Below are 12,942 nucleotides of genomic sequence, written 5' to 3' on the forward strand. Positions count from 1 at the left end.
GTTTCCCCCGTGATCTTTTCCGGAAGAGGCTCTTGATTGAACGATCGAGTGAGATAGGCCGTATCAAGCGATCGGAGTGGTGCAGGCTCTCTGTGTTTCGCTCGGAAGCTCGGCCTCAAAATACGGATCAGCGTTCCAGAATCCCCGGACGTGGGATCACGAAACCCTTGACGGCCACATCGATTTGCGGCCAGTTCTGGGCGGTCGTGACGACCTCGTAGCCGCGACGGTCGACCACCAAGGTGTCGCCGGAGCGCGCGGGGCCGATGCTTGGGCTCCAGCAAAGGGGCATCCCGTGGGTGAGGACGAGCTGGCTATCAGGGAGCAGGAGCGACTCGCGGGGGGTGTAGCCGGTTACGAAACCGAGATAATCGAGCGTCCATTCGTGCCCGCGTCCGTATTTTTCAAAAATCCGCTTCGATCGTCGCGCGACTTCGCTGACGGTCTCGCCGTCGCGGGAAAAATAGATGCAGGTCGCGTCGATCATGGCGGCCAACGCGTGGCAGGCACCGAACTTCTCGTCGACAGGCCCGAACGAGACCGTTCGTGAGACCGTGGCGCAGAGCCCGAAGCGGCGGCCCGTGGCGGTGATGGTGACCCGTTTGTCGATGGACGCCGCTTTGAACGTCGGCTGGCGGAAGCGCTCGAGCCGGTCGTCACCTGCGACTCGCATGTCGACGGGGACGACGCCCTCGCGGATTAAACGATGGGCGAGGTGGCCCGCGATGTCGGCTTCGGTTTCCCCGCGCACGAAGTTCCGGCAAGTGGCTTCGACCGCCAAGGTCAGGGTCCGGCCCAGCTCACGAAGCCGTTGCCGCTCGAGGGAGGTCAGTGGGCGGCGCATGGCGCGAAACGGGTCGCCGTCACGCGGCCAGGGGCGCGGGGAGTGGGCCAGGTCGCAGGCCAGCCGCTTGTTGTGGCCCAACTCGTCGATGACTCGACTCGGGTCTTCGAACCAAGGGCGTTCCTTGAGCTGGAAGCCGAGGCCCGCCAACTCTTCCTCGAAGACCCGGGCGCTCTGCACGTTGTCGGTCACGACGGCCCGGCTGCCTCGGTTGATGTAGAGCAAGACCGTGCTCACCTCGGAGCTGAGATCCTGCCCCAGGTCACCTCCTGAGGTGAACCAGGAAACCGAGTCGCCCCGTCCGAGCACGACTGCGTCATGCCCTGTCGTGTCGAGGAAGGCGGCGATCCGACGATGCTTTTCCTCGATATCCTCCCGGCGCCGCGTCAGTTTGCGGTCGGCGAAATCCAGGGCAGGATCGATCAAGGCCGGCAACGTGTCGGTGGATGGGCGATCGCCCGCGGTATGGAGGACCCGATCGAGGTTATCGATCAAGTCCAGCGGTTCCGAGATGGGCGCGTTCATCCCACCCATTGGGGTGTTGGAATCCACTACGCCGCCTCCATTTTGCGTGATCGAACGCGAAACAAGGCTCCTCGGCGAACCTCCGGCTCGAAACCGAGTGCCTGTTGCGGAAAGGATTCACTAATCGTTCCAAGTCGAGCAAAAAAATGCAAGGAGTTTTGGAAACTGAATTCCTTCCCCGCCGGGACCGTGGATGATCGCCGCAACCCCTCCATTTTAACGCTCGCTGTGTGTAGGGTTCCACACTGAGGCGAGAAAGGCAAGCACATCGGGCAGAATATTGCGCGTTGGGACGTGGAATCCAAAACCATGGGCGGCGTTGTCGACCTCGATCAGGCGATGGGCGACCCCGGCTTCGGCAAGCGTGGCGGCGAGCGCCTGGGATTGCTCGAGAGGGACGAGCCGATCGTCACGACCGTGGATCAGGAGCATCGGCGGATCCTCGGGCGAGACGTGGTGGACGGGCGAGGCTGCCTCGTAGCGTCCCGGCATTTCTTTGAGCGTTCCGCCCAGCATTAGGGTCACGGGAGTCGAGGGTAAGGGGAGGGAGGATCGGGATGCGAGCAGGTCGGCTGGACCATAGAGATCGACGACTGCCTGGACCCGCGCGGAGACGGCGGATGGAGACGGGGAAGCGGACGCCGAGGACCGGTCGCGGGCGTCCGGATCGACGGGGCCGTCGGGATAAGTTCCGAGCAAGGCGGCGAGATGCCCCCCCGCCGAGACCCCCAAGGCGGCGATTCGATCCGGATTCACCCCATAGTCGGCGGCGTGGCGACGGACCCAGCGGACAGCCTCCCGGGTGTCCTCGAAGTTGCCTGGCCAACTCGGCCGACCAGGACGGGAGAGGAGATAGTCGATGGCCACCACGGCGTAACCGTGCTCGGCGAGCTGGATCGACATGAGCTTCATGTCTCGCTTACTTCCGCCACGCCAGCCACCGCCGTGAATGGTCACCACGGCCGGGCGGCCTCCTTGAGGGGGAGGGGCGGTGGGCAGGTAGACGTCGAGCCGGACCTCACGGCCGGCGACGCTCCGATAGACGATATCGAGGTGCTCCGCAACCGACTCCGGCAGCGTGGTTCGGTGTGCCTCCGCTCGTACCAAGATTGCCGTCACTCCGAGCAGAACCAGCCATGCGATCGTACGAATCAGGCTGGTTCCGTAATGGAGTCTCGCCGGGAGTGGGTGCCAAGTTGTCGACATCATGGGGTGTTCCTCCGGAGCATTCCTCAGCGAGCCTGGAATCCAGTGGGAGTCATTTCATCGTAGGCGCGACTACCCGCCTTGAGCAAGGAACCGGCAGCATCTTGGATCGCTCCGAAATGAGCTCCACAACGATCGCGATGACTGGGTAAGGTCAATGCCCGTGACACCCGGCCAAGTCACGTCTTTTTTTCTAGATCTGAGCAAGAACGACTTCTTGGCCTGAAGTTTGCTGTCTAATTCGTTTCGAGCTTGACCGCCTGGGAAATACGGTGGCGGAGTTTGTGAATCTGCGTCTGCCATGCTCGTGTCCAACGGGGAGGGCTTCGAACGAGCTGTGCCCCGAGTTCAGCCCTTTACAGTTGGAGTTGATCCCATGTGGGATTCTTACGGGAGGACGCTTCGATTACTTTTAGTGGAGGACGCTCCCTTCCTGCGCTATGCGTTCGGTCGTCTGCTTCGCATGCATGGTTTCGAGGTTATGGAAGCGACGGACGGTCGTGAAGCGCTGGAGTGCGTGGGGACGTTTCGCCCTCAACTGGTGGTGACCGATCTGGCGATGCCCATCATGGATGGTGTTGAGCTCATTCGGCGGCTTCGCGCCAATCCGGAGACGGCCAACCTTCCAGTGATCGCGATCACGGCCGACTCGTCGGGGCAGTCCGAGAAACGCGCCAGAGCAGCGGGAGCCGATGACTTCGTGACCAAACCGATCGACCTGCCCACACTCCTGGATCGGTTACGCGCGATTCCGGTTTGATCGTACCAAGCGCAGCCGCTAGCGGTTAGAATGAAGGGCATACGGCGATCCGTTCGCGTTTCTGTCGGGTTCGCGGAGCCTGCCCCTGATGTCGTCCGACACCCACCGACTCAGTCTTCTCCACCAACGCGAGATCGAAGCACGCATCGTCGGTCCAATCATCCATGCGGTTCGTGACGAGCTTGGCGAGGAGAAAACCTTGTCCTTGCTTCGCCGCGTCATCTCCGACCTGGCCCGTCAGAGCGGTACTGAACTCGCGGCGCAGTTGGGCGAAGCGACCCTCGCCGCCTTTTCGGGAAGCCTCGATCGCTGGCGGGAGGGGGGAGCGCTTGAGTTTGAAATGCTCGAGAGGACCGAAGAGCGTCTCTCGTTTAATGTGACACGCTGTCGCTATGCCGAGATGTACCGCGCCTTGGGGCTGGCCGACCTGGGCTCGAGTCTCTCGTGCCAGCGCGATTTCTCCCTGGTCGAGGGATTCAACCCCGCGATCCGGCTCTCGCGCACTCAGACCCTCATGGAAGGCGCCCCTTTCTGCAACTTCCGGTTTGTCGCGGCTTCGGAGCCGGATGCCTCGCACGCCCCGCACGAAGGGGATTCACCGACCGTGCCGAGCCCGGATCAGGTCCCTTGATTCTCAAGTCGTCTGGACAATTTGCCGATTAACGCGATGGTAGGGGGGGCTGACCGAACTTCGTCAGGATGACGAGCGGCCACGCTCGACAGGTCTGATTGGCCCACAACGGAAGGGGCTTTCCCATGCCGAGCGGAGCTCACGGCACTTCCAGGATGTCTTACTCCGGCACGCTTGCGATGCTGGGTCTGGCCCTGGCTTTCCCGATCGGCCTGATGATTTTCAACCCAACGCTCATGTTCGAGCGGGGTTGGGAACAATACGTTGGAACCGCCATCTACTTCTGGGCGGTGATTGCGCTGACCCGCGAACTCGCCAAGCTTTGGGCGAACGAGCAGGCATTCGAAGAGGTTCCCGCTCTCCTCCACACCGTCAAGGCTGCCTGCGGCTCGATCGGCGAGGGCGAAGCCGCCTCGACCGCGATCCCCCTTGAGGAGCGGAGGCTCTTGCCAGTCCGGGTTCGTCAGCTCACGACGTACCTCGAAGAGACCGGCTCTCCGTCCGTCTCGCAGATGATGGAGTTGAATCGGGAAGCCTCGGCCCTCGATCAGGAACATTCCGCGGGCCGGTTCACCCTCACCCGTTACATCCTCTATCTCTTGCCGGTGATCGGTTTCATCGGGACCGTCGAGGGCATCTCCAAGGCCTTGATGAATATCAGCAAGGTCTTGCCGATGGTCAAGGACCTCGATGGGTTCATGAACAACCTGACCGGGGTGACGTCGGCCCTGCAAATTGCGTTTGATAGCACCCTGCTCGCTCTCTTCCTGAGTGCGGCACTGATGCTCGTCCAGACGCTGGTCTTCCGTCGATCCGAAGACCTGCTTGCACGCGTCGATCGCTGGATCGTCGAATTCGTGCTGCCTCGCGTGGGTGCCGCCGAGCCGCAGGCTGTGGGCGGGGCGGACACGATGGCCGCGCAGTGGAGCGCGCGACTTGGCACCCAGATCGAGCAGTTCGCTCGCTCGATCGATCTTCTGCCCAACTCGATGTCCGGCTTTCAGCGCGGGGCCGAGTCGATTGGCCGGATCGGCGCTGAGCTTGAGGCCTTGGGGGCAGCCGGCGACACACTTCGCCGGGGCGTCGCCGCCCTGGGGCGAATCGAGACCACGCTCAGCGATCAGGCGGGCTCGGCCGACCAGTTCGAGGAGATCAAGCGCGGGATCGACCGCACCTGTGCGGCGATCGAGGCCCTGTCGAACTCGTGGGCCTTGGCCTATGAGCGATCGAGCCGGAACACTCAGGATCAACTAGCGCGGACCTTGAACAGCCTCAAAGATGCAATCGACCTGCTGAACGTCAGCATGGAGCAAGGGAATGCCCTCTATCGCAACATCGTGAAGAAGATGTTCGATTCCGGTAACAGAGGGTTCTCTGTTGCAAAGGACGATGCCGCGTAGACCAGTATCGATGGTTGCTTGGACAAACACTCGTACGTTTCGTTCCACTCGTGACTTCTACCGCCGTCTTCGGTTTCGTGAGCATGGTCGTCTTGGCGGCCATGCTCGTTTTGATTTCACGGGACTCACGTCCTGCTCCGTGTCTGTCTCGGAAGGTCAGGCTTCACCCGGCGCTTCGTTTGCAGGATCTCGGTAAAGGTCTGCCCCTCGGCCGCACGCCAGCCGAAGGCCCTGGGACTCGAGGGCGTTCGCGCGATGGCCCCAACGCGCGCCAGGCGGCCAGGAGAAGACGCCAGGGAAGTGGTGAGGGCTCCTCGCGGGTCGCAACCGCTCAGGAGGCAGGCAAGCAGGCCACCGGGGGAGGCTGAAGCTCCTGCAACCAGGCCGGTAAGGTCGCGCTGGATTTCTGGAGACCGCTCACAAGTCTCTCTCCTTGTTTAACGTCTTAGACGTCCTCAACGTCCGCGGACAGAACTAATGCAGAGTCTACTTTGAAGCAACACGCGCGAGTAACGCGTGCATTTGTATGGTCGCGGACGTCGTGGACGTCGAAGTCAGTAAGCCGCCGTGACGAGCGCCTTGAGCCCGATCCCCTCGTACTCTCTGATCCGATTCCCGTCCACGTCGTGACTCCTCAACAGAAGGCATTGGTAACGTTCTGTGGCTTTCTTGTGATTATACCATAATCATGGTGGTAGCCAATATGTATGACGTTGAGTCAGCCAGGGTTGCCCACCAAACAAAAAGTGCCTTTAAGCAGTCGCCACTTCGCGACCGAGCGAAAGCGAGCTTTGGAGGGGAACCGCAATCGCCTGGAACAGCCTTTTATGCCTGCGAACAGCGGAGGGGAATCGCCGGGACGCCCGGATCGCCAACGTCTCTCCACTCCGGACAGCCCGGGGCAAAGGCATCACCCAAACTGCACTGCTGGGGTCAAATGCCCCACAAATCAGCCACGCAACAAGGAGGATTAGATGCGACTTCCAGCCTTCACGATCAAGCAGATGATGGTCATCGTCCTTTGCTCCGGCCTCGCCCTGCATCTAACGGTCGCTGCCTGGCAGGCTCACCGCTACGGTGTACCGCACTTGCACTCGTTCATTTTAAAGATGGGCAATGGCCCCGCCTGGGTCGTGGGCATAAGAAACCGGCCCTTCTGGCCCGCCTTTTGGCAACGTTCGCTGGGATACTCCTCCAAAGAGCAACGGGCGTGCTTCGAAGATGCTGACGCCCTGATGGAGATGTGCGAACTGGCCCATCCAGAGATCCGGATGCCGATGGGCCCCTACACTTACGCCGCGAACCGTACAAAAGAGCAAATTACGTTTTTCTCGCAGCTACAGAAGGAACAGCAGCTAGAAAACCCAGGGAATTACCCCAACCCGGTCGTTCTGACAGAGATCCCCTCTCTGCTCCAGGAACCGTTGATCAAATGCCTGGTTTCCCCGGCCTCCGTCAGGGTGACCACATTCTGCTTCCTGGGTTTAGACTCGCTCGTGACCAAGGTGAGGAAGTCCGCGAGGCTGGCCGCCTTTCGCTCGAATCTTGAAGCGATGGGCTTGTAGCGGAGAGGAGGGCTACCTTCTTGCGATCCGTTCACCTCTCCGGCAGTAGCTCATCCAGCCCCGCGACCCCGAGTAACCCGATGATCGCCCGGCCCTCTCCTGTGGCCACCACACCCTTCCCCCGGCATGACGGGCAGACCTCCGTCCTGGGCGCACCGGCACGCGGCCATGGCCGCCGCAACGGGTGCAGTTACCAACTGATCTTTGAAGAAACGACGGCAGGGTGTAGAGAAGAGGTCACCGAACTTCGAGCAAGGCCGAAGACAACTGTCCTTTGGGAGAATTGGCCTGACCTCTGGCAGTGAAGCTGATGCAATCATGCTCAAAGACATCGAAAGGGTACAAGCCGAGATTACCGATCGAGAGTCCCAGCTTATCCCATTGCACGAAAATTACGGGAACGGGTTGGGGAACTCTCAAGGAGTTGGTGACTCAATCAGGGATCTTGAAGAAGCTTTGAGAGGCTCTAGGTAAGATCCTCTCGAAGATTGTGGTCTACTGCCGTCAAAATCCTAACGCGCGGGGTAACCAGAACCGATCAATCCTTGAGAGGCTTGAGTTCTTCCCGAAGGTCGGTGAGCCAATAACGCTCGACTTGACCCCCCCGCAAACCCAAGCATAAGACAACTCTTGTTCTTGGGGCAAGACATCATGAAGAAGACGTTCGACGAGCGGGCTACCGGTCAGGGCCAGGGTTACGACACGTTCCGGGCCGCTTGAAGGAGGAAAGATGCGTCGATCACGGCGAGGTGGCCATGGCGGCCTGGAGTTCGGCGGTTCGGGCGAGGATTCGTTCGTCGCGGTTGTCGTGACCAAGCTCACGGGCGCACTTCTTTTTATCTTACTGCTGACCATGGTCATCATGGCGCTTTTGCCCAAGGCCATCGACCTCCCTTCATCAGAAGGGGGAGAGGAGAAAGCCGCCCCGACTCCGCTTGCGATCGCCACTCCGGAAATGCTTCCCGAGGCGATTGCAGGCCGGCCCTATGTCGTGGCGCTGGCCTCGACGGGGGGGAGTGGACCCATTCGGTGGGCGATCGACGGCAAGCTTCCCGACGGCCTGACGTTTGACCCGACCTCGGCCCAGCTTCGGGGTACGCCTCGGGTCGGCACGCCGGAACCGGCCGCGCTCTTGCTCCGCGCGACCGACGGAATGGATCGGACGAGCCAAGCCACACGTCTCGTCGTTTACGAATCCGATCGGCCGTTGACGACTCCCTCGAAATGGGCCCCGCACCTGCCGCCCATTCCCTGGCGTGCCTGGCTTGAGCAGGGGGTCGGCTTCCTGATTCTCTGGCTCGTCTATCTCGTGGGGATGAACACCCTGGCGAGCCTTCAGCGCCATTCCCTCGCCTCGCAGTCTGCAGAGGACGACCTCGAACGCAACGTTCGCCGCCGCTTTACCTCCTACCGCTGGATGGTCCGCCTGGCTTCGATCGGCGCAGCGGCAACCCTCGCCGTCTGGCTGGTGCAGCAACGCGCCTGATCCCGCCGCTCAGAAGAGCGGGAATGACCCATCTCAGTGTCTGTCTCGGAAGGTCAGGCTTCATTAGGGAAAGGAAGGACGCTGGGTGCCACGGGTTCCGTACTCGGACCCCGTGCGCCCCGGCCAAGGATTTCCCGCACGGGGTCCGAGTACGGAACCCGTGGCACCCGAAAGATGATCGAAAAGCACCGATAGGATTTGCCTTCTGGGACAGACTCTAAGCCTGACGTGGCGACGACCCTGGTGCTGGTGATTCCCCCCTCTCTCGCGAGGTGGGGGTCGCCGGGCCAACGGCCTTGTGCTCGCTCACGACGTTCATGGATCCTTCAAAGTGAGGGGACGTTCGAGAATCCCCAAGGATTCTGGGGCGCACGGATCATGAATGGCGCTACATCCTATATTCGTTTGCGGCACCCTTCTGCGCATTGGTTACAACCAGGCGTCATTCCCCTAGGAGGCAGAGATGTCCCGACTTCGCGCGTTCTTATTAAGCATGGGACTCGTCATTGTCGTCCTACTTGCGCAATCCGTGAGCCAAGCTCAGGCTCCGGGCGGCGGTGGTGGCGGTGGTAATCGTGGCGGCCGTGGTGGTGGAGGTCCTGGCGGCTTTGGCGGCCGGAACCGGATTTCGTCGCCATTGACTTTGGCTTCCAATAAATATGTGCAAGAGGATCTTAAGTTGACCGACTCCCAGAAGGAGCAGGTCAAGGCGCTCTCCGACAAGATTGACGAGCAACGCAAAGCGCAACGGGATTCGTTTGCACAGCAGCGCAACGGAGGAGGCAATCCCACTGCCAACGCAGCGGGAGCGACTCCCCCTGCCGGGGACGCTGCGAAGGCCGATGCCCCGTCGACCAAAGGGCGTGGCGGGCGCACGCGAGGTGGTCCTGCCGCCAAAAATGGCGATGCGACCAAGGCTGGTGACGTTGCCAAGGGGGCCGATCCCAACGGCGGAGCGGCGGCTCGGGGCCAGCGTGGCGGGAACAATGGCAATGGCTTTGGCAACGGACCCAACGGCGGTGGTGCGGACTTTCGGGCGATGTTTGAACGCCAGCAGGCGGAAACCGACGCGGCGCTTGGCAAGATTCTGAACAAGTCCCAGCGCGATCGAATTCATCAGATCCAACTGCAACAAGAAGGCCCGATGGCGGTCACCAAGCCTGAAATGCAGACGAAGTTGAATATGAGCCCGATGCAGATTGAGCAAATCGCCATGATCGTCGATGAGCGACAACAGGCGCAGCGGAATCTGTTCACCCAGGGGCGAGACCAGATGGCCGGTTTCCAGTCCGCGGATGGAAGATTCGACTTTCGAGCCTTCCAGGCCAAAGTGCAGCAGGATCCTCAATTTAAAGCGGAGATGGATAAGAGTCGCGAGGCGATGACGAAGCAGAGCACAAAACTTCAGGATCAGTCGATTGCCATGATTGGCAAGACGTTGACCAAGAAGCAGCATCAGAATTTCCAGAAGATGCAAGGCCCCCCCTTCGACCTGGCGAAGTTGGATCGCAACTACGATCCCGAAGCCGCTGCGGCAAAGGAGAAAGAGGAGGCCGACGCCGCCAAGGAATCTGCGAATAGCAAGAAGAGCTCGGCCTCAAAGAAGAAGACCGCAGCCAAGACCAAACGGAGCACCTGAGCCTCGCCTGGTCCCTTTGTCAGCCACCCGGAAGCCCGACCTTTTTTTCCGATCGGAGGTCGGGCTTCTGTCTGCGCGGGGCGGGGCAATGTCTGGGCCTTTTGCGATGTGCGCCAGGCTCGAGTCTGATCTTCCCCCGTTGGCCTGATCCTCGTATAACGGCGGAGCGAAGGTCGTGAAGGATCGGATTGATCTGGTTTGCGGGAGGGAATCCGGCCATGCGTCAGGGAATGACCGCCGTTGCGTCTGCGCTTCTACTAAGCATGGCACTCGCCAATTCGCCCTGCTGCGCAGGCACCGAGGCGCTTCCTGACAGCCGCCTTGGAATTCGGACTGCCCCCTTGCTTCTCCTGAGCCGTCGCGACGTCCAGGCCGACCTCCAGTTGAGTCGCACCCAGGTTGACGACGCCGAGGCCGCGATCAGCGAGCTCTACAACAAGGCCAACGGGCTGCGCGGACTCAACGGGGAGAAGGCGATTGCCGAACGGCGTGCGATCGACGAGCAGCAACGCCAATGGTTCGAGACCAGGCTGTCCGAGACCCAGCGGAAGCGGATCATCCAGATCGATCTCCAATGGGAAGGACCGTCCGCGTTGGTCAGCCGACCGGCGGTGGCGGAATTCTTGGACTTAACGCCCGAACAGCTCACGACTCTGAAAAAGGCCGTTGACGAATCGAATCGCCGCCGCACCAAAGGTGAGCGCACGAGTTCCGTCGAAGGTGAATTGGCTCGTCAGACGCTCGCTGTGCTTTCCGAGGCGCAGAAGCTGCGCTGGAAGGCGATGCTGGGCCAACCGGTTCAGCTTCAACTGACTCACGCCGAAGACAAAAAGACGAAGTGAACGCCCCGGGCGATGATCCGCGGATTAGGCCAGCGGGGCGGGACCGATGGTGAGTCGCTCAAACTCCGGGTTGCCTCGGAGTTTGTCGAAGTCATGCTCGGCGGGGATGAGAGAGCGGAGCTCCGGCTCAAGGTCGAGAGCCACGGTCAGCTCATCAAGTGCCTTGGACGCATTGCCGGCCAAGCTCCAGTAACAAGCGAGATTGTAGTGGATGAGCGGCTGGGGCGTCTTGGCATTATGCCGGGCGGCACGCTCCAGGGAGTCGATGGCCTGTGCAAGACGTTGCGTGCGTTTGTAGCACCAGCCGAGGGCGATCGCGACGCCGATGTCGGCCGGTTTTAGGGCCGCGGCCACTTCCAGCGGTTTGAGTGCTTCGCGGTAACGTTCCAGCGAGCGCAGGGCTTCGCCGCTCAGGAAACTGGCCTCGAACTGCATCGTTGCCCAGTCGGCCCGGCGTTCGAGGATCTCAATGGCTTTGCGAGGCAGATTGAGCATCAGATAGCCCTCTGCCTCGTCAAGTTGCCGCTTAATTGGGTCGCGGATGATCCGGCTCATCGCCCCGCCGTCTCCCCTCAACAAACTTCCCACCCGTTCCCTTCACTCCCTCGAAGGTCGACGAACGTACCTATGAAACCGTTGCGACAGTTTACCCGAAAACAAAGGGGTAAGGAAGAGACTGTTGCGTTGTCTCTTCCTCCATGCCAACAACGGTCGCGGGTCGGTCAAAGTCGGCGATTGGCGCCGAGGTCGCCGCCATTCTGGGAGTGGGTGAGCAGCCGCTCGCGGCAGGCACCTTCCATGGCGCTCAGTTCATGCTCTTTCTCGACGAGGTCGGGGATCTCCAGTCCTTCGGCCGAGCGGCGGATCAGGGCTTCGGCCCGCAGTTCGATGCCATCTCGATTTTGCAGTCGAGCCAGCCATCGATCGGGGATTGCGTCGACCCCGTAGTGAGCACCGAGCAGGGCACCAAGAATGGCCCCTGTGGTGTCGGCGTCGCCACCGAGGTTGATCACCTCGATGATTGCCTCCTCGAAGCTATCGGTGGTCAGCAAGAGATAGAGGCAGGTGGGGATACAGGCGGGGGGGAAGCCCATCGTCGCCCGCTTGCAGGTTGGCTCGGCACCATGCCGGTTGGCCTCCTCGACGAGGGCGGCCAGGGCGCGGTCGCGGGGTAGGTCGAGGAGTGACTCGGCATGGGCGATCGACCGTGACATACTCCGAGGATGGGCGCTGAGCGAGGTGACGACATCGCCGTAGAGGGCGGCGATCTTGTCCTCGCTTCGAGCGACGTCGGCGGCCACCCAGAGCAGGAATGACGGATTTCGCGCGTCGCCGTTGGCCATGCGGCGGACGGCATGTGCGACCGCCATCGCGCCGGCGAGGCTGCGGATATCGCGGTGCGTGATCAGGCTGGCCGCCATGACCGATGCGAACAACTCGTCGGACTCGTCGTTGCCGAAATAGAGGCCGAGCGGAGCGATCCGCATCGCCGCACCGATTCCGGCCGAGACTTGCCCTGTCTGACGAGGGGACACGCCGCGTTCCAACTCGCTGAGCACCTGCCGGAAGCTTCGGCCCACCCCACGATGGGAGCCGACGTACGACCCCTTGGGGGTTGCGAGGCGAAGGTAGAGTTCGGCCAGGGGATCGGCCTCGATCCGGTTCCGCTCGAGCAGAATGTCGCAGAGCGCAAGCGCTTGCTGCGTGTCGTCCGAGTACAAACCGGGCATTCGCCAGCGGTACGGCTTCTTCTTCCAGGCTCGAGCGCCGTCGACGTAGTCGACCACCACGCCGTAATGGGCGCGAATTTGTTGGGCGCTAAGACCTTCCAGCGGAGCCCCCAGGGCATCACCGATGGCCAACCCGAGCAGAGATCCCCGGGCACGGTCGAGCGGGGGCAATTGGGGCATCGAAACAAGCTCCTTCGGATCTCGGGCCGATTGGCAAAATGCCCTGCCGGACCCCTTCTCGTCGGGACGCAACGAACTGTAACCACGTGGTCGAACCACGCCAACGGAATTTTACTCGAGTGCTCGCCATCGGG

At 61.5% G+C, this 12,942-nt stretch carries 11 protein-coding genes; 7 read left to right on the plus strand and 4 right to left on the minus strand.

All coding sequences use genetic code 11. The annotated features are described in order from the left end of the window. Positions 1–127: 127 nt before the first annotated feature. Positions 128–1,396 (minus strand): M24 family metallopeptidase, encoded by a 1,269-nt coding sequence (locus SINAC_RS09300; RefSeq protein ID WP_015245429.1) that lies wholly within the window; start codon positions 1,394–1,396, stop codon positions 128–130. A gap of 189 nt (positions 1,397–1,585) precedes the next feature. Beyond that, on the minus strand, positions 1,586–2,578 hold the full coding sequence (locus tag SINAC_RS09310) for an alpha/beta hydrolase (RefSeq protein ID WP_015245430.1): 993 nt from the start codon (positions 2,576–2,578) through the stop codon (positions 1,586–1,588). Positions 2,579–2,951: 373 nt separating this feature from the next. On the opposite strand from SINAC_RS09310, the gene SINAC_RS09315 reads away from it, so the two are divergent. The 7 genes from SINAC_RS09315 (at position 2,952) to SINAC_RS09345 (ending at position 10,898) form a co-directional block, all read left to right on the plus strand. Then, entirely contained in the window at positions 2,952–3,335 is a 384-nt protein-coding gene (locus SINAC_RS09315; RefSeq protein ID WP_015245431.1) for a response regulator, read from the plus strand. An 88-nt stretch (positions 3,336–3,423) separates the two neighbouring features. Further along, positions 3,424–3,966 (plus strand): L-2-amino-thiazoline-4-carboxylic acid hydrolase, encoded by a 543-nt coding sequence (locus SINAC_RS09320; RefSeq protein ID WP_015245432.1) that lies wholly within the window; start codon positions 3,424–3,426, stop codon positions 3,964–3,966. Positions 3,967–4,091: 125 nt separating this feature from the next. After that, the gene (locus SINAC_RS09325) at positions 4,092–5,366 is read left to right on the plus strand and encodes a MotA/TolQ/ExbB proton channel family protein (protein ID WP_015245433.1); all 1,275 of its coding nucleotides are present in this window, start codon (positions 4,092–4,094) and stop codon (positions 5,364–5,366) included. Between the two features lie 974 nt (positions 5,367–6,340). Beyond that, positions 6,341–6,931 (plus strand): hypothetical protein, encoded by a 591-nt coding sequence (locus SINAC_RS09330; RefSeq protein ID WP_015245434.1) that lies wholly within the window; start codon positions 6,341–6,343, stop codon positions 6,929–6,931. 730 nt (positions 6,932–7,661) lie between these two features. Then, positions 7,662–8,417 carry an Ig domain-containing protein gene (locus tag SINAC_RS09335; RefSeq protein ID WP_015245435.1) on the plus strand — a complete coding sequence of 252 codons (756 nt, stop codon included), beginning with the start codon at positions 7,662–7,664 and terminating at the stop codon, positions 8,415–8,417. Positions 8,418–8,880: 463 nt separating this feature from the next. Beyond that, a complete protein-coding gene (locus SINAC_RS09340) occupies positions 8,881–10,056 on the plus strand; it encodes a Spy/CpxP family protein refolding chaperone (protein WP_015245436.1) in 1,176 nt (391 codons plus the stop codon). 218 nt (positions 10,057–10,274) lie between these two features. Then, a complete protein-coding gene (locus tag SINAC_RS09345; RefSeq protein WP_015245437.1) occupies positions 10,275–10,898 on the plus strand; it encodes a hypothetical protein in 624 nt (207 codons plus the stop codon). Between the two features lie 24 nt (positions 10,899–10,922). Here SINAC_RS09345 and SINAC_RS09350 read toward each other — a convergent pair whose 3' ends face one another. Together SINAC_RS09350 and SINAC_RS09355 are read right to left on the minus strand one after the other, a co-directional pair. Continuing rightward, a complete protein-coding gene (locus SINAC_RS09350; RefSeq protein ID WP_015245438.1) occupies positions 10,923–11,453 on the minus strand; it encodes a TPR end-of-group domain-containing protein in 531 nt (176 codons plus the stop codon). Positions 11,454–11,620: 167 nt separating this feature from the next. Further along, positions 11,621–12,808, minus strand: a complete 1,188-nt coding sequence (locus tag SINAC_RS09355; RefSeq protein WP_015245439.1) for an ADP-ribosylglycohydrolase family protein — start codon at positions 12,806–12,808, stop codon at positions 11,621–11,623. Positions 12,809–12,942 lie beyond the last annotated feature (134 nt).

It is taken from the genome of Singulisphaera acidiphila DSM 18658, from assembly GCF_000242455.2.
Lineage (GTDB): Bacteria > Planctomycetota > Planctomycetia > Isosphaerales > Isosphaeraceae > Singulisphaera > Singulisphaera acidiphila.

Excerpts from the sequence above, each read along its gene's own strand:
- SINAC_RS09335 (WP_015245435.1), top strand. The coding sequence starts at position 7,662 with ATGCGTCGATCACGGCGAGGTGGCCATGGCGGCCTGGAGTTCGGCGGT.
- SINAC_RS09315 (WP_015245431.1), top strand. The coding sequence starts at position 2,952 with ATGTGGGATTCTTACGGGAGGACGCTTCGATTACTTTTAGTGGAGGAC.
- SINAC_RS09340 (WP_015245436.1), top strand. The coding sequence starts at position 8,881 with ATGTCCCGACTTCGCGCGTTCTTATTAAGCATGGGACTCGTCATTGTC.
- SINAC_RS09310 (WP_015245430.1), bottom strand. The coding sequence starts at position 2,578 with ATGATGTCGACAACTTGGCACCCACTCCCGGCGAGACTCCATTACGGA.
- SINAC_RS09320 (WP_015245432.1), top strand. The coding sequence starts at position 3,424 with ATGTCGTCCGACACCCACCGACTCAGTCTTCTCCACCAACGCGAGATC.
- SINAC_RS09330 (WP_015245434.1), top strand. The coding sequence starts at position 6,341 with ATGCGACTTCCAGCCTTCACGATCAAGCAGATGATGGTCATCGTCCTT.
- SINAC_RS09325 (WP_015245433.1), top strand. The coding sequence starts at position 4,092 with ATGCCGAGCGGAGCTCACGGCACTTCCAGGATGTCTTACTCCGGCACG.
- SINAC_RS09355 (WP_015245439.1), bottom strand. The coding sequence starts at position 12,808 with ATGCCCCAATTGCCCCCGCTCGACCGTGCCCGGGGATCTCTGCTCGGG.
- SINAC_RS09345 (WP_015245437.1), top strand. The coding sequence starts at position 10,275 with ATGCGTCAGGGAATGACCGCCGTTGCGTCTGCGCTTCTACTAAGCATG.
- SINAC_RS09350 (WP_015245438.1), bottom strand. The coding sequence starts at position 11,453 with ATGAGCCGGATCATCCGCGACCCAATTAAGCGGCAACTTGACGAGGCA.